General features: G+C 53.1%; 14 protein-coding genes and 1 pseudogene. 3 read left to right on the top strand and 12 right to left on the bottom strand.

The window, feature by feature from the left end:
* Positions 1 to 3: 3 nt before the first annotated feature.
* The 4 genes and pseudogenes from topA to sucC all read right to left on the bottom strand — a co-directional run.
* Positions 4 to 1,586: pseudogene (gene topA / locus P0X86_RS21360) on the bottom strand (type I DNA topoisomerase); the annotation flags it as partial.
* A gap of 36 nt (positions 1,587 to 1,622) precedes the next feature.
* Positions 1,623 to 2,798: a DNA-processing protein DprA gene (dprA, locus tag P0X86_RS21365; protein ID WP_036659206.1), complete on the bottom strand. Its 1,176-nt coding sequence runs from the start codon at positions 2,796 to 2,798 to the stop codon at positions 1,623 to 1,625.
* 128 nt (positions 2,799 to 2,926) lie between these two features.
* Positions 2,927 to 3,856 carry a succinate--CoA ligase subunit alpha gene (gene sucD, locus P0X86_RS21370; RefSeq protein ID WP_009594770.1) on the bottom strand — a complete coding sequence of 310 codons (930 nt, stop codon included), beginning with the start codon at positions 3,854 to 3,856 and terminating at the stop codon, positions 2,927 to 2,929.
* A 96-nt stretch (positions 3,857 to 3,952) separates the two neighbouring features.
* Complete coding sequence (gene sucC, locus P0X86_RS21375) at positions 3,953 to 5,113, bottom strand: ADP-forming succinate--CoA ligase subunit beta (RefSeq protein ID WP_009594712.1); 1,161 nt, start codon at positions 5,111 to 5,113, stop codon at positions 3,953 to 3,955.
* 499 nt (positions 5,114 to 5,612) lie between these two features.
* Between sucC and P0X86_RS21380 the strand changes: the two genes are divergently transcribed.
* The gene (locus P0X86_RS21380) at positions 5,613 to 7,853 is read left to right on the top strand and encodes a helix-turn-helix domain-containing protein (protein ID WP_277746394.1); all 2,241 of its coding nucleotides are present in this window, start codon (positions 5,613 to 5,615) and stop codon (positions 7,851 to 7,853) included.
* A gap of 21 nt (positions 7,854 to 7,874) precedes the next feature.
* Here P0X86_RS21380 and P0X86_RS21385 read toward each other — a convergent pair whose 3' ends face one another.
* The 3 genes from P0X86_RS21385 to P0X86_RS21395 form a co-directional block, all read right to left on the bottom strand.
* Positions 7,875 to 8,738, bottom strand: coding sequence for a carbohydrate ABC transporter permease (locus tag P0X86_RS21385; protein WP_277746395.1), 864 nt, complete (start codon positions 8,736 to 8,738; stop codon positions 7,875 to 7,877).
* Between the two features lie 12 nt (positions 8,739 to 8,750).
* Positions 8,751 to 9,668 carry an ABC transporter permease gene (locus P0X86_RS21390; protein ID WP_015736338.1) on the bottom strand — a complete coding sequence of 306 codons (918 nt, stop codon included), beginning with the start codon at positions 9,666 to 9,668 and terminating at the stop codon, positions 8,751 to 8,753.
* 149 nt (positions 9,669 to 9,817) lie between these two features.
* Positions 9,818 to 11,353: an ABC transporter substrate-binding protein gene (locus tag P0X86_RS21395; RefSeq protein WP_228468882.1), complete on the bottom strand. Its 1,536-nt coding sequence runs from the start codon at positions 11,351 to 11,353 to the stop codon at positions 9,818 to 9,820.
* Between the two features lie 374 nt (positions 11,354 to 11,727).
* Here P0X86_RS21395 and P0X86_RS21400 point away from each other — a divergent pair, with 374 nt between their 5' ends.
* Both P0X86_RS21400 and P0X86_RS21405 read left to right on the top strand, forming a co-directional pair.
* Positions 11,728 to 13,341, top strand: coding sequence for a YifB family Mg chelatase-like AAA ATPase (locus P0X86_RS21400; protein ID WP_277746396.1), 1,614 nt, complete (start codon positions 11,728 to 11,730; stop codon positions 13,339 to 13,341).
* Between the two features lie 17 nt (positions 13,342 to 13,358).
* Entirely contained in the window at positions 13,359 to 14,165 is an 807-nt protein-coding gene (locus P0X86_RS21405) for an N-acetyltransferase (RefSeq protein WP_277746397.1), read from the top strand.
* A gap of 91 nt (positions 14,166 to 14,256) precedes the next feature.
* On the opposite strand, the gene P0X86_RS21410 is transcribed toward P0X86_RS21405, so the two are convergent.
* From P0X86_RS21410 to P0X86_RS21430, 5 genes are all read right to left on the bottom strand, one after another.
* Positions 14,257 to 14,640, bottom strand: a complete 384-nt coding sequence (locus P0X86_RS21410) for a YraN family protein (protein WP_192571266.1) — start codon at positions 14,638 to 14,640, stop codon at positions 14,257 to 14,259.
* Entirely contained in the window at positions 14,637 to 14,951 is a 315-nt protein-coding gene (locus P0X86_RS21415) for an EscU/YscU/HrcU family type III secretion system export apparatus switch protein (protein WP_277746398.1), read from the bottom strand. The genes P0X86_RS21410 and P0X86_RS21415 overlap by 4 nt, the downstream gene beginning before the upstream one ends.
* Positions 14,948 to 16,978 carry a hypothetical protein gene (locus tag P0X86_RS21420; protein ID WP_277746399.1) on the bottom strand — a complete coding sequence of 677 codons (2,031 nt, stop codon included), beginning with the start codon at positions 16,976 to 16,978 and terminating at the stop codon, positions 14,948 to 14,950. The genes P0X86_RS21415 and P0X86_RS21420 overlap by 4 nt, the downstream gene beginning before the upstream one ends.
* 80 nt (positions 16,979 to 17,058) lie before the next feature.
* The gene (locus P0X86_RS21425) at positions 17,059 to 17,676 is read right to left on the bottom strand and encodes a ribonuclease HII (protein ID WP_009590921.1); all 618 of its coding nucleotides are present in this window, start codon (positions 17,674 to 17,676) and stop codon (positions 17,059 to 17,061) included.
* 250 nt (positions 17,677 to 17,926) lie between these two features.
* Positions 17,927 to 21,742: a GH32 C-terminal domain-containing protein gene (locus tag P0X86_RS21430; protein WP_277746400.1), complete on the bottom strand. Its 3,816-nt coding sequence runs from the start codon at positions 21,740 to 21,742 to the stop codon at positions 17,927 to 17,929.
* Between the last annotated feature and the right edge of the window lie 62 nt (positions 21,743 to 21,804).

The raw sequence follows: 21,804 nt of genomic DNA on the forward strand, positions 1-21,804 counted from the left end.
GTTCGCCGTAAACTCCACATTGAGGATTTCGGGGAAGAACTGCTCCATCTGCTCGATGACAAGCTCGCCGAGCTCGGTCGGCATGAATTTTTCTCTTCGATGGCAACGTAGCCTCTCTTCTGGATCGTCTCCAGCGTCGGCGCATACGTACTTGGACGCCCTATGCCGAGCTCCTCCAGCGTTCGGACAAGACGAGCTTCCGTATAACGCGGAGGCGGCTGCGTGAAGTGCTGCTTCGGCTCAATGTCCTGCTTCTCCAGAATGTCTCCTGAATGAAGCTCCGGCAGGTATTTGTCTTCCTCTGTCGTTCCGTCGTCATTGCCTTCAACGTAGACCTTCATGAATCCAGGGAAACGGACCTTCGAACCGGTCGCCCGGAAGACCGTATTCCCGGCAGTGATGTCCACCGAAAGCGTATCCAGTACTGCAGAAGACATCTGGCTTGCCACAAAGCGTTCCCAGACCAGTTTGTACAACCGAAGCTGGTCGCGGCTCATATACGGCTTCATGGATTCCGGATCGCGCAGCACGGACGTTGGACGAATCGCTTCGTGCGCATCCTGGGCGTTTGCTGCTTTTTTCGAATATTGTCTCGGGCTCTCCGGCACGAACGGATCACCGTACTTCTCGGTGATGTATTCTTTCGCTTCTTCTTGAGCCGTGCCTGAGATCCGCGTGGAATCCGTACGCATGTAAGTAATTAAACCGACGGTGCCTTCCTTGCCTAACTCAACACCCTCGTACAGCTGCTGGGCTACCGACATGGTCTTGGCGGCACGGAAACCGAGTTTACGCGCAGCCTCCTGCTGCAAGGAGCTCGTCGTAAACGGCGGCGACGGGTGGCGCTGACGCTCACGCTCTTTCACTTCGCCGACCTTAAAGGAAGCATCCCGAATCGACTCGAGGATTTCATTCACTTCCTGCTCATTGGTCAGTTCCTTCTTCGCGCCGTTTAGCTGCGTGAATTTGGCTTCGAATGCGGAGCCTTTAATCGCCAGCTTAGCCGTTATAGTCCAATATTCTTCCGGAACGAAAGCGCTTATCTCATTCTCGCGGTCGAGAATGATTTTGACGGCTACCGATTGAACCCGGCCGGCCGAAAGACCCTTCTTCACTTTCTTCCATAGAATAGGACTGATCTTGTAACCAACCAATCGGTCCAAAATACGTCTGGCCTGCTGCGCATTAACCAGATCCATGTTAATTTTGCGCGGCGTTTTGAAGGCATCCTTCACGGCCGTTTTCGTTATTTCATTAAATACAACCCGCAGGCTTTGAGTATCATCCAGCTCCAACGCATGCGCAAGATGCCATGCAATGGCTTCCCCTTCGCGATCGGGGTCAGCTGCGAGGTACACTTTTTTCACCTTTTTGCTAGCATCCTTAAGTTCCTTTAAGACAGAACCTTTTCCGCGGATCGTAATGTATTTCGGATTGAAGTCGTTTTCCACCTCAACCCCGATCTGGCTCTTCGGCAAATCGCGAACATGACCCATCGAAGCCTTCACGATATACTTGCTGCCGAGATATTTGCCAATCGTTTTCGCCTTGGCAGGCGACTCTACGATGACGAGTGAATCCGCCACAGGTTCATCCTCCTCTCCAACATTCAAACTTTCCCATTATATGATTTTATATATAGCACCGGGTAATTGGGTAATCTGCTTTTTTATGATTAAAGATAACAGAACTGAATGCAAATGTCCAAAATCCCACCGGGTACGCTCGATCATCTCATCCAGCGACCCGGGACCCTGTTCGAGCATATGGTATATTTGTCGTTCGTCATTTGTCAACCCGGCTAGTTCATCCGGACGCTCCTGACGAGGGGCCCGCCGCTCCTTATTGTATGTATCCGAGACCCCTTTTGGCAACCAGGAATCATATTCTTCTATTATATCCCCGGCTTCCGTGACCATCTTGGCCCCTTGCTTGATCAAATCCAAGGTCCCTCTGCTCTTGGGTGAAGTGAGCGGTCCCGGAACGGAAAACACGTCCCTTCCCGCCTCCAGGGCCAAATCCGCCGTAATCAGCGATCCGCTGCGGGCATCCGCCTCCACCACCACGGTTCCCAGCGTCAGCCCGGCGATGATCCGGTTTCGCTGCGGGAAGAATCCCGGCAGCGCCTTGGTACCCGGCGGGTATTCGGAAATAATAAGCCCTTTAGCTGCGATCTCTTCATAAAGTGAGCGGTTCTCCGGCGGATAAATGACATCGATTCCGGCTCCGAGAACGGCCACCGTCGGCCCGCCGCTTCGCAAAGCGGTTTCGTGCACGACGCTGTCAATGCCTCTGGCCATGCCGCTGACAACCATAAGCCCCGCTCGTGTCAGCGCCTCCGACAGCATCGATGCAACCTTGCGCCCGTAGCCGGTAGGCATTCTTGTGCCGACCATCGCGATCCCCGGCGTGGACAGCAAATGAGGATCCCCGATGCAATACAGAACCCAGGGCGCTTGCGGCGACGATTTCAACATGTCCGGATAGACAGCATCAAGGGCTGTTATAATACGTATTTTTGTGCGGTTTGTCAAATTCCATACCTTGTCTTCCACTTGTCGAAGCTCGACCTCCTCGTCATTCGACAGTTCGACACGCTTTCTTTCGACGGCGATAGGGAATTCTTTAGCCAGCTTGTTTGCTTTTTCGACAGGCAGACCGCACGCTCTCCAATCCTGCGCATCATAGGACAGCAAGCCTTCATGCAGCTCGCCGTTCAATACCATTCGGTTTATGGTCTTCCATCCGATGCCTTCGCTTTCATGCAATGCAATCAGAATTAATCTGTCCAGCCTCATCACGCGACCTCCTTAAAATATAAAATCATAAACAAAAAAGCAACCCTTCATTTCCTAATCAGGAAATAAAAGGTTGCTTACCTTAAGTTATAACGTAAATCTGGCCTATCAATGGATAGGTTTAAGCCTTAGTGCGTTGTGCAGGACTCCAAAAGCCCCTTCTCTTCCAGCACGCTAACCAAGGTCGAGCCCATTTCGGCAGGCGTAGGAGCCACTTTGATGCCGCATGCTTCAAGCACAGCGATTTTTTCCTTGGCTGTTCCTTTACCGCCGGAAATGATCGCGCCCGCGTGGCCCATGCGTTTCCCTGGAGGCGCTGTTGCGCCGCCAATGAAGCCTACCACCGGCTTGGTCATGTTCGCTTTGATCCACTCAGCCGCTTCTTCCTCAGCGGTTCCGCCGATCTCGCCGATCATGATCACCGCTTTGGTATTCGGATCTTCGTTGAACAGTCTCAGGACATCGATAAACTCCGTCCCTTTGACCGGGTCGCCGCCGATTCCTACGGCGGAGGATTGTCCGATGCCGCGGGCCGTCAGCTGATGAACGGCTTCATAGGTCAAGGTACCGCTCCGCGATACAACCCCGACATGTCCCGGCGTGTGGATGTAACCCGGCATGATGCCGATTTTACATTCACCCGGCGTGATGACACCCGGACAGTTAGGTCCGATCAAGCGAGTCTTCTTGCCTTCCATATAACGGGATACCTTTACCATGTCGAGCACCGGAATGCCTTCCGTAATGCAGATCACCAGATCCATCTCGGCATCAACGGCTTCCAGAATGGAGTCGGCCGCAAAAGCAGGCGGTACATAAATGACGCTTGCGGTTGCGCCTGTTTTGGCTTTGGCTTCCTCAACGGTGTTGTAAACCGGCAGTTTGACGGTTTCGCCGTTCTCCAGCGTGATTTCAACTTCGGTTCCGCCTTTGCCGGGCGAAGTTCCGCCGACCATCTGCGTACCGTAATCCAAGGCGCCTTTTGCATGGAACAGGGCTGTTTTACCTGTAATCCCTTGCGTGATAACTTTTGTATTTTTATCGATCAAAATACTCACGATTGATTCACATCCCCTATTGTTATTTGAAAATGAAAGCAACCGCACGGCAGGGCTAAGAAGCCCATCGTGCCATGCCCCTTCAGGAATGAAATATTACTGAACGAGGGAGACGATCTTCTGTGCTCCGTCGGCCATGGAATCAGCAGGCACGATATTCAGACCGGACTCAGCCAAAATCTGCTTGCCGAGGTCTACGTTCGTTCCTTCCAAGCGTACAACAAGCGGACGAGTCAGTCCCAGCTGTTTCGCTGCTTCGACAACACCGGTAGCAATAACGTCGCAACGCATAATGCCGCCGAAAATGTTGACAAAGATTCCTTTTACTTGAGGATCGGACAAAATAATCTTGAAGGCTTCCGTTACCTTCTCCGTTGTTGCGCCGCCCCCAACATCAAGGAAGTTGGCAGGGTCGCCGCCATAATACTTGATGATGTCCATCGTAGCCATGGCAAGACCTGCGCCGTTAACCATGCAGCCGATGTTGCCGTCGAGAGCTATGTAACTCAAGTCGTATTTGGACGCTTCGATTTCCTTCTCGTCTTCCTCATCCAGATCGCGCAGTTCCAAGATGTCCTTATGACGGAACAACGCATTGGAATCGAAATTGAGTTTGGCATCGAGAGCCATGACGTTTCCGTCACCGGTTACGACAAGCGGATTGATTTCAGCGATAGAGCAATCCTTCTCTACGAATGCCTTATACAAGGCCAGCATGAACTGAACGGCTTTACCTACCAGTTCATTCGGAATATTAATGGAATACGCTAATTTCCGCGCTTGGAATGTTTGAAGTCCGATCGCCGGATCCACGACTTCTTTGAAAATTTTCTCAGGAGTTGCTGCTGCAACCTCTTCGATTTCGGTACCGCCTTCCTCGGACGCCATCATGACGACACGGCCGGTAGCGCGGTCAACGACCACCCCGATATAGTACTCTTTGCGAATATCGCAGCCCTCTTCAATAAGGAGACGCTTGACTTCCTTGCCTTCCGGACCCGTTTGGTGAGTCACCAACACCTTGCCCAGAATTTCTTCGGCATAAGCACGAACCTCGTCCAGGTTCTTCGCCACTTTAACGCCGCCGGCTTTACCGCGGCCGCCTGCGTGGATCTGCGCTTTGACAACGGTTACGGGACTGCCCAAAGATTGCGCAGCTTCAACTGCTTCTTCCACCGTAAACGCTACCTTGCCGTTCGGAACAGCTACTCCATATTGCTTCAGTACTTGTTTTCCTTGATATTCATGGATATTCATTCTCGAATCCTCCTATCAACATGACTGGAACAAGGCTGGCTGACACGGAACCAATCTATGAAAGTTGGCACTGTCAACCTTTATATATTAAACCCAAGCTATTGTAACATGTTTTTAAAACGCTTACCTTAAAAAGTTCACCGTTTATCCACTCGATTTGGCATGGGTATGATTCCTTCCAGATATAAATTGGAAATATATGTATTCTTAATTGTTTTTTCGCGCATAATGTATCAAACCTATAATGCCTAACACCACAATGGCAATGCCAAGCAATCCTGCTGCAAGCATAATTAAGATATTTTCCCATAATATCGTCATTTCGATTCCCCCTCCATTCCTCATAGAATTAGTGCATTCGTTACTATTATACCATTAAATCCCTTTTTAGTAAGATCAAACTGTGACGCATTATAAAACTCTTTATCCTTTCTGTGCGATCCGGTAGAATGATTTGGAAAGAGAAAGACAAGTAGGCGTGTTCATAAGGAGATTCAGCATGAAATGGTTGAAATCGTTTTTTCCGCTTCATTCATTATTCGTCAAAATGTTGGTCTATTTTCTCGTCGTGATTATCCTGCTCTCCTCCTACAACCTATGGTCGATGACCTTCTATTCCCGCAATGTGAACAATGAGATCGTCAAATATAATCTGACCCTGATTCGAAACACCGTCGACAATTTCGAGAAGCAATATTCCACCTGGAAAAGCCTTCTCCTCAACCTTCAGCATAACGAATTCGTCGGCAATATCAGCAGGCAGGCCGATGCCGGCGGAAAGAAAGGAATCGATTATCTGCAGGTTGAAATGGTGACGGATCAGATTCGGACCCTGGTCAGCCAGCCATACTATCACTTGAATAATGTCATGATCTACTACCGGAATCATGCCTTCCTGCTTGAACGGGACGGCATCGTTAACGATGACCGCATGTTCAAGCATTATTACATCAGCAATTCCTATCCGTACGAGTTCTGGAAAAAGACAGTGCCCGCCAATGGGTTTATGCAAATGCTTCCCAGCAGCGCCTTCTCCATCGGGACCGAGAAGAGCGAGGTGCAGCTGCTGCCGTTAGTCGCTGATGTGCAAGGAAGCCCCTGGCAAATCATAGCTTTCGTGAATATGAAAAGCTGGTATGAATCCTATAAAGGAATGGCCGGTTCCCGTTTCGTACTGTTGGACCCGAAGGGAACGAAACTGTATGAATCCTTGCCGGACACGGCTTCCCAGCCGCTGCCGGAATGGGACGGCCAGTCGGATTGGATCATGGAGAAGGGATCGTACTATTTTTTCGAAAAAGGGGCACGCTCCGGTCTTACCTATATCTCCATCATTCCGCACAACGAACTTAATCAAAGCATCAGCCGCATGAACTGGATTGCCGTGCTGTTATTTGCCGCTACCCTGCTAATAGGCACGTTGGCATCGTGGGTCTTCTCTCGCAATATCAACCAACCGCTGAAGAGAATGGTGACGGGACTGGGCCAAACGGAGATGGAGCTGTATCAAGGAAGCATCGCCGAATTCAGCGCCATTTCCAACCATCTGAAGGGATTGCAGCACGAGCGCAAGATGATCAAGGAATGGATGGACCAAACCAAACCGCTCTTAACCAGCTATCATTATTTGGCACAGTTCAAGAACATTGCCATCGATACCGCCGCTTCCAAAGAACTTTGGGTCGGCGAAGGAGCATTCATGGTCATCGTCTATCAATTGAGGTACCGTCATAACCCAACTCCAAAGCTCGATGCCTTGATGACACGGGCAACCGGCAAAATCAAGGACATCATCACGCTGCAGATCCAAGAGGCCTTTCCCTTGTCGCACACCCTTCAGATGGAGGGCAAACAAATCTTATCCATCGTGTACACGCAGGAAAAATCAGACACGCTGCAGCAGAGCCTCAGCCAGCTCAAACGGATATTTGATCACGATCAAAGCGCCTATCTCGTGAATATCGCGGTTTCATCCGTCTTCCAGCAGACCTCGGAGTTCGATCAAGCCTATGCGGAAGCCATGTCGCTCCTGCTTCAAGCCCGGCCGCTTGAGGAAACCCAGATTATCTGGGAGAAGGAACTCCGCGGCGATGCAACGGGCTTCACCGCCGAGCAGGAACACGAGTTTTACGTGAATTTGCAGGCGGGCAACGAGAGCAGCTGCCAAATGCTGATCGATCGGGCATTGGAACGGTTGCAGCGGCAGGAGGCTACGGCGGATCAGCTGAGCCATTTTGCCAAATCGGTCTCGGTCCGCATGAGAAGAACCGTCGAACTGCTGAAGATCAATACCGACGTGCTTCCGGATTATGCCGATATGCTTGCGTACAGCGTAACTCCCGCCCAATACCGGGAAGTCCTTCTGGGCGAGCTCGCCCATGCAACCCAAGCGATCCGCCGGAAACGGGAGGAGCATTACGATATCATCCAATATGTCATTCAGTACCTGGAGTCCCATTACAACGAAGAAATATCGCTCGAGCAGCTCGCTTATAAACTCAACATGTCACCCACCTATCTGTCCGGGTATATTAAAGAGAAGACGGGGAGCAACTTCAGCGATCAATTGAATGCCATCCGGATAACAAAAGCAAAAGAGCTTCTGGAGACGACGAACATGCCGATTCAGGAAGTAGGCAACCGGATCGGCTACCGCAACGTCACTTCCTTTATCCGCATGTTCAAAAAAATAACCGGCCAAACACCAGGCGATTACCGGAAAACCAACTGGATCCGGTAAGTCAGGTGAGCGGCCGGCCGCTTAACCTTTGACGGAGCCGATCAAAGCTCCTTTTACGAAATATTTCTGGATAAACGGGTAAACCAGCAGGATCGGCAGGGTGGACACCATGATGGTAGCGAACTTCAGACCATCCTCCACCACCACGATATCGCCTACAACAGGCCCATCCGTTCCCGTCAATTGGCCCGACAGCACGATGTTTCTTAATATCACCTGCAGCGGCTGCATATCGGCATCCCGCAAATACAGCAGCGGACCCATGAAGTTATTCCACATCCCCACCGCATAATACAATCCGATGGTGGCAAGCACCGGCTTGGAAAGCGGAAGCACAATTCGAAAGAAAATTCCGATCTCGGACAGACCGTCGATTTTGCCGGATTCTTCAAGCTCTTGGGGCATCCCCATGAAGAAAGTCCGCATGATCAGCAGATTCCAGGTGGCTACGGCTCCTGGGAGCACCATGCCCCATATGGTGTTGACAAAGCCCAGCTCCTTCACGACCAGAAACGTCGGAATCATGCCTCCGTTGAAAAACATCGTAAACACGATCAGCATCAATATCGGTTTACCCATGACCAGCTTGGCCTTGGACAGCGAATAGGCCCCCAGCGCCGTCACCAACAAGGAAATCGCTGTTCCGAGAACGACATATATCAGCGTATTCTTGTATCCTTTCAGCACCCGTCCGTCCTCGAACACATACTGATACATATCCAGGTTGAAGCCCTTCGGCCACAGCCAGACCTTCCCCGAGGCAATGGAGGTGGAATCGCTGAGGGACACGGCCAGCATGTAGACAAACGGGTATAAACACGCCCCTACGACCCCAGTCAATATCAAGGCATTCAGGGCATCAAACCAATTCCATTTCGGTTTCATCACGTTCCTCCTCTACCAGATGCTGCTTCCGCTGACTCGCCGGCTGAACGCATTTGCCGCGATAATGAAAATAAAGCTGATGATGCCGGTAAACAGATCGATCGCCGTTGCATAGCTGTAGTTGCCTTGCGTTAAGCCTACTCTGTATACGTAAGTAGATATGATATCGGCCGTCTCGTAAGTAGCGGGAGTCGCAAGCAGGTATACCTTCTCAAAGCCGATCTCCAATATTTTTCCGATGTCGAGTATCAGGATGATCACAATCGCCGGGGCGATGCCGGGCAGCGTAATGTTCAGCGTCTGTCTCCACCGGTTCGCTCCGTCCATGCGCGCCGCTTCATAGAGCTGCGGATCGATGGCCGTCAATGCGGCCAAATAGATAATGGTCCCCCATCCAATATGCTGCCATACGTCCGTCGTCACATAAATCGACCTGAACCAGGAGGCTTCCACCAGAAAGTTGATCCGTTCAAGCCCAATGGCATTCAGCAGCTGGTTGACCACCCCGCCTGTAGGCGACAGAAACATGACCGCGATCCCCGCGACAACCACGTTGGATATGAAATGCGGAAGATAACTGACCGTCTGGACAAACCGCTTCAAGAAAGATTTGCTCACTTCATTAATGAGTAACGCAAGTATGATGGGCGCGGGAAAGCCGAAAATCAGCTTATACAACCCCAGCAGAAATGTATTCCGGAGAACAGGCCAGAAGTCGGGCGTATTAAAAAACATGCTGAAATATTTGAACCCCACCCAATCGCTCTCCGCGATTCCCTTAAACAAGTTGTAGTCCATGAAGGCGATCGAAACGCCGAATATGGGAACATATTTAAAAATGATGTAATACAGAGCACAGGGAAGAAGCAGCAGCAGCAGGTATTTATCCCGCTTCACTTTGGTCAAGAAACTCGAATGCCGTGCTTGCAAAAAACGTATCCTCCTTTAGCAGCGAAATCCATGCGGTATCCATAAGCGGCACCCCCTGCGGGCCGGAACCAGGCATAACGAGCATCCGAAGAGCCGATCCGAAAAAGAGAGCCGCCCGGTTCCTCTGGCTGCATGGCGTTCAGGTTAAATTACTTGGCTTCGTTCAGGAATTTCTGCGTCCGTTCATAAGCGCTTTGATGAACATCCAGCACCTGCTGCACGCCAAGTTTGTTCACTTCTTGCACGTAAGTGTCCCATTCATCCATCGGTTTCTGTCCCAAAATGAATTTCGCAATCTGCTCCTCATGGAATTTCTTCACGGTTTCACCGACCATGCTCAGCACTTCATTCTCTTCATTCGTATACGCAAGCCTTGGCTGCGGCATCGTTTCATGGTCTGGTGCGATTTTCATCGCTTCCCGCATTTTTGGTGAATACATGGACTCGTATGCGGTCATGTCCAATACTATGTGAGCGCCGATCGTCGCAATTCCCGTTTTGGTTCTTAAGTCGCCAAACTCTTTGTAATCATCGTTGAACGTGCGAACCCCGTTCTCCGTCGTGAACGTCTCGCCTTCCCTGCCCCAGGTTGCCAGCTCAATCCCTTCGGGGGAGAACAGGAAATCAAGGTACTGCAGCAGTCGATCCCGCTCTTTGGAATTTGACGCTACGGCAAAGCCGTCACTCTGCAATCCGGCAAACACGTTATGGGACTTGCCATCCGGCGTGCCGATAGGCGGAACCATGTAATCAAGACTGAACTCAGACGATGCATCCCCCAGCATCAACGGCAGCTCATCCATGATGCCGATGTAGTCGCTGGCGATAAACGATTTGTTCTGAAGCAGCAGATCGTTAAATTGCTTGCGTTTATGTGCCATGAAGTCAGGCGCAACCAAGCCCTCCGCGTAAAATTTATTCATATATTCGACCATTTTCTTGTAGTTGTCTTCTGTCGGTCCGTAGCGCCATTCGTTCTTCTCGAAATCGTAATAATAGCTGCTGTTGGTATTAAACGCAGGTGCCATATTAACCAGCGGGCTCAATCCGTTGAACACGGCAATCGGGAAGCTGTCCGGGTACAGTTCCTTCAACTTTTTCGCAACGGTATACAGTTCGTCGTAAGTCGTGGGCGGCGTCAGATTGTGTTTCTTGAATATATCGTCCCGGTAAAGCCAGGAACGCCTGGATTGCTGCTCAAGTCCGTACAACGGCATAAAATAATTTTTTCCCTCGGGAGACAGTATAGCGGCCTTTACCTCCGGATGATCATCAAGAAACTTCTTGTAATTCGGCATCTGATCCAGATGCTCGAAATAGTCGACGAACGCGCCGCTGGCCCCGTGCGTGTTGGCGGCATTCAGGCTGTTGACCATCATGAGATCCGGGATCTCGCCCGAGGATATCGCCAGGTTCATCGTGGTGGTGTAATCGCTCATGACGGGTTGCACCTTGAAGGAGATGCCGGTTTCCTCTTTTAAGTACTTATAAATCGGCCAATTCTCCTTGTACGGCCAATTCGTATGGGAAAAGGTCATCATCTCTAACGTGATTTCCTTCCCAGTATCAGCGCTTTCATGATTCCCCTCGTTTGCCGCGTTATCTTTCGAGCAGCCGCTCAACAATGCGCCGGTCATGACGGCAGCCAATGCCGCCAGCCCCAGCTTTCGGTTCCAAATTTTCACGCAACCCTCTCCCTTATGTATGATTATGTAACGCTCGACGCTCAACCCGTCTTGACGTTTACGGATTTGATTGTACCTGCCGGAGCCGCTCATTGACCATTCACAATCCTTCCCGTTATTGGCCAGACCTCAGAATCTGAAAAAGTGGCAATCATCTGAAATACGGTACATTCATCGCCGAAACTCCGCATCCTGTCCAGGTTTCTGCCTGTAAGACGGGGCTTTTAGTATATGATCGCGAATTGACAGACAGGAGGGAAACTTTTACAATACGGACTAGAATCACCCAGCGAAAATGAGGAAGCACCCTTTTCGAATCTTGGATGTTCGTTCTTGTTACAATCCACTGATATCTGAAAAGAGGTGCTTTTCTTATGTACGGAAAACTTCATAGCGCCTGCTTGCACGGCATTGACGGCGTCATCATTCAAGTGGAGGTGGACCTCGCTAACGGGCTGCCGCAAACCGCCATCATCGGGCTGCCCGATTCCTCCATCCGCGAATCCGTCGAGCGAGTACGGGCGGCGATTAAAAACTGCGGTTTTACTTATCCACTGAAACGGGTGACCGTCAATCTTGCCCCTGCTGACCTGCGCAAGGAAGGTTCCTCCTTCGATCTGGCGATCGCCGTCGGCATTTTGCTGACAAGCGAGCAGTGGGCCTTCTCGAATGCCGATCGAATATTGATCATCGGCGAGCTTGCACTCGATGGCACGCTCAGGCCCGTGACGGGAGTTCTTCCGATGGTGGAGCAAGCCCAAAAAGAAGGGTATGCCGGCGTTCTTCTTCCGCGGGAAAACGCGGCGGAAGCTGCTTTAATCGGAGGAATCGAGGTCTATGGGCTCGGTCATTTGAATGAGCTCGTCCCGAATCCACCAGCAGAAACCACTCGCCGTAGTGATGCAGCAGGAGATGGCACTGTTACCGTTTCGCTCTCACAGCTCCGGTACGACCGATCGATGAATGCAAGCAGATCGCAAGAAAGCAGCGATCAGGGCAAACAGCTTGAAGACTATAGGGACGTGATCGGGCAGCAGCATATCAAACGCGCCCTGACCATCGCCGCGGCCGGCATGCACAATATCCTTCTCATCGGGCCCCCCGGTACCGGTAAAACGATGCTGATGAAGCGCCTTCCCACCATACTTCCGCCGCTGGCCGACCAAGAAGCGTTGACGACGACGAAAATATTCAGCGCTGCCGGGAAGCTAAAACCATCCGATGGGCTGATGAAAAGACGTCCCTTCCGGTCTCCCCATCATACCATCTCAGCCGGCGGCCTCATCGGAGGAGGAACCATTCCGAAGCCGGGAGAGGTCAGTCTGGCCCATAAAGGCATTCTGTTCCTGGATGAGCTTCCCGAGTTCTCAAGGCATGTGCTGGAGGTGCTGCGTCAGCCTCTGGAGGATCGTGAAGTGACCATAAGCAGAGCACGGGCGGTTTTTACCTTCCCGGCGCATTTCATGCTGGCTTGTTCGATGAATCCCTGTCCGTGCGGTTACTACGGCAGCGACCATCCTCATCAGCGATGCACCTGCAGCGTTTCGCGGATCGCCCAATACCGGGCGAAAATCTCGGGCCCCTTGATGGATCGGATCGACCTTCAAGTGGACGTGCCTCGCCCCAAGGAATGGCCGGGAAGCACGCCGCCCCTATCCTCCGAACACATGCGGGATCAGGTCTATGCGGCACAAGCAATTCAATTGAAACGCTATGACGGGCTGCCATTCGGCTGGAACAGCGAACTGTTCGGCAGCTTTCTGAGAAAACATGCGAGCCTGGACAAGGAGTCGGCAGAGCTCCTGCAAGCAACCATCGATACGCTGGGCCTGAGCATGCGCGCATATGACCGAATCCTGAAGCTGGCCCGAACCATCGCCGATCTCGAGGCATCCGACGGCATTCAAAGCCGGCATGTCGCCGAAGCGATTCAATACCGACAACTGGATCGCCAATATATAGCAACCGAAGAAACCCACCGTTTATGAAATGGAGTCGATACCCTATGATGATCAGACAGATGACCAATGAAGATCTAAATGTCCTTATCGAAATATGGCTGGCCGCTTCCAAAGAGGCGCATCATTTTATACCCGCCGAGTATTGGGAATCCAAGCAGGAGGACATGCGGGAGGTATACCTCCCGATGGCCGAAACTTATCTATTGGAGGAATCAGGTCAAGTCCGGGGCTTTGTCTCCCTTGTAGGCGAGGATTTAGCGGCATTGTTCATCGATCCAAGCCGCCAAAATCAAGGATGGGGGAAAGCCCTTCTTCGCTATGCCATGGACCTTCGAGATACGTTGAAGCTTCGGGTATATGCGAATAACCAAAGGGCACTCCGCTTCTACGCGAAGAACGGTTTTGAACGCCTTGAAGAAACCGTGGATCCCGATACAGGGCAACAAGAGCATATTATGATTTGGAGCAAGAAAAAAGCCGAGAGGAAGGATAGCATGAGCGTTTCCATATTTCAGCATATCGACACCGTCTTTGTCCCCACGAGGAATATAAAAGCTGCTAAAGAATGGTACACAGGCGTTCTTGGGGGCAGAATCGGCTGGGAGAGCGAGCAAGGGGAGTATCAATGCATTCTGTTCGGACAAACCTCCCTTACCCTTTTCTCAACAGAAGAAGAGAGATACTTTGAGCGCCGGCATGCCCTGTTTAATTTTTTCGTTCCGAACGTGGAGGACGCATATCGGCATCTGAGGAAACAAAACGTACGGGTCGATACCATCCTGGAATACGGCGCAACCTATTTTACATTCTATGACCTGGACGACAATTGTCTGGAAGTATGCTCGTATTAAAGAGAACGGCCATTATGCAGAAACAGGTGAGGGATCAAGGGGCCCTCACCTGTTTCTATGGTTATTCTTATCGATTCGGATCAGATCCAACTTAAAATGCATTCTCGATATGATCCATCGAATCTGCCGTCATGTCTTCCCGGAGCATAACCGAAATGACGTCGAAACGTATCGTCCGTTCGTAATAACGCTTCTGGTGAACATACTGCTGGGCCGTGTTACGGACCTGCATCACTTTGCGGGCGTTCACGGACTCGGAGGGCGTGCCGAAGCGGGTCGTACCGCTTCGGCTCCTTACCTCGATCACCACAAGAGTCTCCCCTGTTTCCGCCACGATGTCCAATTCTCCAAAACGGCAGCGCCAGTTCCGGTCCAGAATCCGGTATCCTTTTTTAATCAGGGCGGCGGCCGCCAATTCTTCGGCAGCCGCTCCTTTTTGCTTGCGGTTGTCCTTTTTTCCGGATGGCGAGGTCATGGCGGCATCATCCCTCCGTCCTTCGCTTGACGATCCGCACGATAAACATACGTCAGCACTTCCGCAACCAGCTGGTACAGCTCCTCCGGAATCTGCTGATCCAGATCCAGCTTGGAGAGAATCTCCACCAAGGCAGCATCTTCCTGCACGGGAACGCCATGCTCTTTGGCTTTATCCAATATAGACTCCGCCAGTTTGCCTTGTCCCTTGGCAACCACGACCGGCGCTTCGCTTTCGCCGGGCGTATATTTAAGCGCAACCGCCTTTTTCATGGCGGTGATTGACCCTTCCTCTTTCTCTAGCTTGCTCATATCCGCATGTCCACCCCTTTATAAACCTGAGGGGTGTATTCGGCTGCCGTTCCCTGCACGGAATCTTCTGCTGCCGGCAGCGAATCCAGGGGCAGCGGTTCTGTTTTGACGCTGAGCAATTGGTAGCCGATCGACGAAACGGCTTGTGCCAACTCCTGCTTGGTCCCTTCGAACAGCTCCGCGGCAAATGGCTGATCATTCCGAAAGTTAAGGCTGACGATCCGGTCAACAACCTGCACATCGATCAGGGTCTGCCCCAGAAACTTCATATCCAGGTCGAACAACAGCCTGCAGTTGGTTGCATCCAGCTCGCCTTTACGGCCTCTGCGGGATTGAATATGTACGGACGCGGTCTGTTCCCCGTCGGCGCCATGCAAAGGTATGAACAGCGTGATCTGAGCGAACGGCGCCGTTCGATCGGTATTCAGCAAGAGCTGCTGGCCCGTTAAATGCTGAATGACCTGCTGGGCCGCTTCCTTCAGCGCCGGAGGCGCATCCTGGCTGGACAGCACCTGAAGCAGCACCCCTTTCAGCGTATCCTGCAGGGCAAGCGACGAATCCCCCGATGGCCCTGAAGCCATAGCGGCCGGATGCACGCCTTGGGTTATTTGCTGCTGTACGGTTGGCGTTACCTGGTGCGTCAAGCCCGGCTGATTCGCGGCGCCGGTCTGAGCATTCGGAATACCCGGCGCCTGCTGGTTCGCGTTTGCCGCATTCCCTGGCGTGGCGGAGGCTCCTGGCATATTCGCTGCTGCGCCCCCGCTGCCAGAGGCAGGAGTGGCGGGCAGGGAAGCTTGGGCTGCCGCAGCAGCGGTTGGCTGCGCTGCGGCCGGAGCCGGTGCAGCCGCGCCTGCTGCCGTTGGAGCAGCTGCCGATGCGGTCACGGCCGCATTCGCTCCGGGCGCGGCGGCGCCGTGAGCCGTGCCCGCGGCCGTGCCGCTTCCGGGCGTCGCGGCAGGCTGCCCTGCTGGCGCTGCCGGCGCGGTGCTGCCACTGCGCGCCGCTTCACCCGCGGGGCCCGTCCCGGCCCCGCGCAGGGCCTGCTGCTCGTGCTCCGCACCGAGCAGCTTCAAGAGCCGCCCCACCCACGGCTCCGCGCCGGGGGTGGGCGGCTTTGGCGAAGGGCCTGCGGCCCCTTCGCCAAGAGCTGCCGCCGGCCCTGTGGGCACGGCGGCGGGTTGTCCGGCGGCAGGCGCTGCCGTGCCGCCGCTGGCCCATGGCTGCGCGAGCTCGCCGCGCAGCTGCTGCAGCAGGCCCTGCAGCTTGGTCAGCAGCGCCTGCTGACCTGAGCCGGCCTGCGCGGTACCTCCAGCAGTATGGTTCGCCGCTACTGCTTGCTGCTGCGCAGCAGCGGTGCCCTCTGCGCCAGCAGCCGTCGGAGGCGCAGCGGACGCTGCATTTTTCCCGGCAGCCGCTGCGCCTCCGATACCGTTGCTTAGAACGGACGTCAGCTGCTGCTCCAGCGACTGCAACAGCTGATGCAGCTGGGGTCCGAATACGGCCTGATGCAGTCCCTTTACGCTTTCAGGGCTAATCGGCAGTCCGCGGTGAAACGCGATCGCAGCCGACTCCGCCCATTCCGCGGCCGGGATCTGAGGAGGCTTTACGGCCAAAGCCTCTCGGAACATGGCAATATTGTCCTTCGTCAGGGGAACTCCCGCGTTCTGCATGCCCCGGATCATTTCGCGGTTTTCCTTCGTATCCGGTAGACCCGCAAAATCCAGCACCTCAGCCATGGATGAAGGGGACAACGGCTGTCCCGGCGTTTGGCTGAGAGGCTTAAGCACGGCTGTCCCTCCCTCTCCCGGCGGCTGAACCTGCAGCAGAGCCGTTTCCCCGGCTCGGAGCGGCGTTTCCAGCTTCGCTTTCACTTGAACGCCCTGGATCTGCACCACCGCTTCCTGCCCGTCCTCCGATACGTTCATAACGACACCGCGAACGACTTGACCCGGCTTAAGTTCCAACGTCTTGGCGTCTCCCGGCTTCTGCTCGCCCAGGAGTCCGCGAATCAACGATCCGATGTTCACGATAGTTCCTCCCACACCTTCTGTTTACCTTATATATCGGCAGCAGCCCGCCTTTTGACGAGGGCGGGCTGCATCGAAATCTAGAACAAGGACAATTGCTCAATCTCCATATTTTTCAAAAAGCTTCTTCTATGCATGGCGGTAGGTCCGTGCAGCTGCAGCTGTTCCCGGTGAAACTTGGTAGCATAGCCTTTATGTACGGCGATTCCGTATTCCGGATAACGCGCCTCCCATTCCCCCTCGCACAGCCTATCGCGGGTGACCTTGGCTATAATGGAAGCTGCCCCAATGGACTGGCTGTTGGCGTCCCCTTTAATGATGGCACGCTGGGGAATATCGCAATCCACCTTCTCGGCATCAACAAGCAGAAACTGTGGGGGAACCGCCAACTGCTCGATCGCCTTCTTCATCGCAAGTCTTGCCGCTTGTTTAATGTTAATGCGGTCAATCGTTTCCGCATCCACCAAACCGACGCCGACCGCCAGCGCCTGCTCCATGATAAGGTCGTATAGGGTTTCCCGCTTCTTGGCACTGAGTTTCTTCGAATCGTTAATTCCTTCAATGACCAGCCCCTCCGGCATAATGACCGCCGCAGCGACCACATCGCCGAACAAACAACCGCGGCCGACCTCGTCGATGCCTGCAATATGTATATAACGGCTCCAATACTCTCGCTCGTACATTAATAAATCTGTCATAGGTTTAACCCCTTTGGTTCCGAATTACCGTTTGTTGCCTATTCGTTCACACGGTGTATCGCATCTATTCTATCAATCTAGTAACTCTTCTAGAGTATCATACTCGCCAGGGAGCGTCACCCTTTTATCCCGTTCCGCATCCCGGCAGGAATGGGTTCGTCCATCGGCGAACCATCGGTTATACTCCCCGAAAAAAAGAGCCGCCGACAGCGGCAGCTCTTCCCTTTATTCGATTTATCGATCCTTGGCTTCAAAGCCCAAGCCGCCATCGCTGACGATCCGAAGCGGCATCCGGCTCATTCAATTCCAGCCCCGAACCGTCAGCCTTTACGGCAAGCGCCCGTCCATCGTGGACGGATCGGATGGTTACCGTATCATCTTCCTGACGTTCTACTCTCCACCGCTGATTGTTATAACCGAGATACGTGTATAACTGAATCCGGTTCAGCCCGGTATCCACATCCAAAGCCTTCCCTTCCGGCGTGCGAATGGAATACGTGCCTTCTTCTCCTGTCGGTACCCATACCCATAGCAGGTTGCCCGTACCCGTTGATTCCTTCACGGTAACGGGTTCGCCGTTTACGGATTTCTCGGTATGGATCGCCTTGTTCACGGCTTCGTTCGTGATGCTGGTTTTCGTCAGTCGAGCTTCGGACGAATGACGGACGTAGACATTTTGATAGGAAGCCTGTCCGCCGAACACATTGACCCCAAAATGTCCTTCGGCAAATGTCCCGTCCATCACATCGATTACCGTCTTCCCGTCCACGCCGACTTGAATATGCGGACCTTTCGCTTCAATCCTCAGGTGATAGGCTCTTCCCCCTTGGATAAAGCCGGGGACGCTGGCCAGGACTTGACGTTCCTCGAATCGACCTTCGACCATGTAGAAGAGCCGAATCGACTTCAAACCAGGATCCAAATTCAGATAATATCCGCTGCGGCCGTCCCCGCTTGCCCGAAACAGCATGGATCCGGCACCGCCTGCTTCCCCAAGCCGCATGTCTCCCTCGAACGTGAAGTCTCCTGCCCTCTCTTGCGCCATATAATTAGCATCACTCGAATGGCTGCCCCGGATTCCATGCTCGGTAAGGACCCACTTCGAGGCCTTAAGATCCGGTTTCCATCCCGTCAGATTCGTTTTGAATGTTCCGCTCGAGACCAACACGCGGGTGCTCGCCGATATTTTTCCGTTTGGGGTTGAGGCCGTAATGACGGCTTCTCCCGCATTCGCCGCTTTCAATACGGCATGGGTCTCATCGGATGAAATAATCCGGACCGTATCGGGATGACTGGATGTCCATACCAAAGGTTTCTTCCCGTTGCCCGGGACACGATCCATGGCAGCGTACAAAGATTCGGTCTGTCCCCGGGACAGGTCCAGCTCGTATGAATCCAACAGGATGCGGGAAGCAGGCTCCGATGGATCAAGAGGCCTCCACACAGAATCCAGCTCATGCACCTTCAGGGATTTCAGCTTTACTTGGCCGCCTAGAGTGTAAAAGCTCATCCCCCGTCTGGCCCGATCCGGAAAAATAACGTCCGAGAACACAATGTTTCCGTCATTGCCGAACACCTCGACGGAAGATTCATCGACATAAATACGCAGCTTGACAACTCCATCTACGGGGTGCAGCAAAGCTTTGTGTTCGGTCGAGAACAGGCTGGAGAAATCCGTGGTTCCCGATGCCGAACGGTCAATGAACATGTGATGCGCGGAGTTGTTATAACCGACCACCGTCTGTTGTCCGCCGCCTTCCCGCAGCCGGAAGCCGAATTCCAGCTCGCTGCTGTCTGTCGGAATCTCGACTTCCGCCTCGATTTCAAACGCGCCGGCCTGAATCCCCTTTAACACATTCTGCGAGGTCTCCGTCACTTGCCTGTTATTCACATGGATTACCGTATTCCGGAGGGTCTCTAGCTCAGAGATTGGAGACTGGTGCAGACGTATCCCCTCACTCGTCGTTCTGAGCGACAGCTCTCTAGGGATGGTCAGCTGACCTTTCCAGCCCGAAGTCGGAAAACTGAAGGGGTAATCCCAGTTCGTCATCCATGCCAGCATGATTCTTCGATTGTCCGGCAGGTCGGAGAAAGACATGGAGGCGTAGAATTCCTTGCCCCAATCCGTTCTCAGCACGGTCCCCGCCGTATGATCATTCATAAATTTGCCGTCTGGCGTCACATCGCCGATAAAATATTCCGCATCGGAGCCTTGGGTGTTCGGATTAGCGCCGCTGCTGATCATCAACACCCATTTGCGCTGACCGGAGCCGTCCACGGCAAGCTGAAACAGATCCGGGCATTCCCACACGCCTCCACGGATATATTCCCCATACCCGAAACGGTCCGTTAAGGTCCAATCGACCAGATTGTCGGAGGTAAAGAAACGGATATGATCTCCCCCTGATACCACCATGATCCAGCGGTTGTTGGCTTCATCCCGTACCACTTTAGGATCGCGAAAATCCCATCCTCCCGGATCCTCGCCCTGTTTGCCCGGGTTCTCGATGAGGATCGGCCGTTCTTTCGAATACGTCCAGGTCCGTCCGTGATCGGTGCTGTAAGCAAATCCGATCTTCTGATTCCCGCCCGGCCGATCAGGATTGAAGGATGTGTAGTAGGCAATGAGCCCTTTGCCTCCAGAATCCCCGAACAGGCCTGAAGCGTTCGTTGTATCGGCTACGGCAGAACCCGACCAGACATGTCCGAGATCGTTCCAAGGCAGTGCGATCGGCAGCCGGTTCCAATGCACCAGATCCCGGCTGACCGCATGCGCCCACTGGCCTCCGTCCTGATGGAAGAGATGATATTCCCCCTCAAAATAGACCAATCCGTTCGGATCGCTTGCCGAGCCTCGGATTGGGCTATAGTGATACTGCGGGCGATATTCCTCTGTATAATAATCCGCCATCGGGGTTACGTAAACGTCCTGAAAGTAAGCCGTTCCGGACTTTACCTTCATCCCGATCGATCCGCCCGCGTAACTTCCGTCGGATACGCGGATCGCAGCGGGTTCGTAACCATCTACAACCATTTGAATACTGTCTCCGGAGACGCGGATCTCCACATGATGCGCACTTGTTGGCAGGCTTGGATAGGTACGGCTCGATGCGCCAATCACCTTTCCATCCGAGGTTTCCAGCGTTACCCGGACCTGATCATCCTCTCTCCTGAATACGGCTTCGTATCCCTCCGTTCCTTGATCGTTCCCTCTCCAATAGAACCCGGCTTCAGCCTGTCCCCCTAAGGTGATATTGCCTTCCAGCACATAATCCGCAGCCGCATTCTTATAGATCCTGTAGGCTTCGAGCCCCTTCGATGCCGATCCCTTAAGCCCTTTGATGTCAGGCTGCCAGTCCCCGCTCGTATTTGCCGGTCCGAACAGGTTGCCTTTCCACTCGCTCACCTTGATATTTTGAAACAGGGCGGAACCGTCCCACACATGAAGACCCAGGTATCCTGTGGAATAAGCCGTATCATCGACTTCAATCATCGGTTCATATTGGCTTCCCCAATATACCTTGATATTGCTGCCTACCACCTTGACCTTAAGGTGAACGATGTCCCCCCGACTCAACGCGACCGCTTTTTCCACCTTCAATCTTCCATTCCCTTCGCGGGCATCCTTGAGGCGTACCAAGCCTGCGCTGGGCACGATTTGCAGCATATACGATGACCAGCCGTCAACGCTTGAACGAAAGACCAGCGAAGCATCTGCTTGCATATCCGTAATCATCACATCGGCTTCATAGACAAAATCATCCGCTCTGGTTGCGGAGATCGCCGCTGCGTTCTCACTTGAATCGGAACTAAGCCGTAAACCTTCTGCCGTTTGTTCCATCCTGCCGTTGCCCTTCAACTCCCACCCCTCGAGGTTGGTATTTACATTGGATGCGCTTTCAAAAATGTCGTTTTCTCCTTTCCCCTTCAAAGCTGCATTCTCTTCATGGATCGCTGACGCCGCCCATGCCGAATCCGGAACGACGCTTGTCGCCAGCAACAAGGTCATCGTGATCGTAGACATCGTGCGCAGCAACTTTGTATGTACACCTTGCGGTAATTTCATATATCCACCTCTTTTCGATTCTTTACCCCACGTTATATAGGTAGGAAGGAACAGCCCGAACA

It is taken from the genome of Paenibacillus sp. BR1-192 (genome assembly GCF_029542445.1).
Taxonomy (GTDB): Bacteria; Bacillota; Bacilli; order Paenibacillales; family Paenibacillaceae; genus Paenibacillus_AQ; species Paenibacillus_AQ lautus_A.

Coding starts and splice junctions, on each gene's coding strand:
- dprA (WP_036659206.1), bottom strand. CDS start 2,798: ATGAGGCTGGACAGATTAATTCTGATTGCATTGCATGAAAGCGAAGGC.
- sucC (WP_009594712.1), bottom strand. CDS start 5,113: ATGAATATCCATGAATATCAAGGAAAACAAGTACTGAAGCAATATGGA.
- P0X86_RS21380 (WP_277746394.1), top strand. CDS start 5,613: ATGAAATGGTTGAAATCGTTTTTTCCGCTTCATTCATTATTCGTCAAA.
- P0X86_RS21385 (WP_277746395.1), bottom strand. CDS start 8,738: ATGAAACCGAAATGGAATTGGTTTGATGCCCTGAATGCCTTGATATTG.
- P0X86_RS21400 (WP_277746396.1), top strand. CDS start 11,728: ATGTACGGAAAACTTCATAGCGCCTGCTTGCACGGCATTGACGGCGTC.
- P0X86_RS21405 (WP_277746397.1), top strand. CDS start 13,359: ATGATGATCAGACAGATGACCAATGAAGATCTAAATGTCCTTATCGAA.
- P0X86_RS21410 (WP_192571266.1), bottom strand. CDS start 14,640: ATGACCTCGCCATCCGGAAAAAAGGACAACCGCAAGCAAAAAGGAGCG.
- P0X86_RS21415 (WP_277746398.1), bottom strand. CDS start 14,951: ATGAGCAAGCTAGAGAAAGAGGAAGGGTCAATCACCGCCATGAAAAAG.
- P0X86_RS21425 (WP_009590921.1), bottom strand. CDS start 17,676: ATGACAGATTTATTAATGTACGAGCGAGAGTATTGGAGCCGTTATATA.
- P0X86_RS21430 (WP_277746400.1), bottom strand. CDS start 21,742: ATGAAATTACCGCAAGGTGTACATACAAAGTTGCTGCGCACGATGTCT.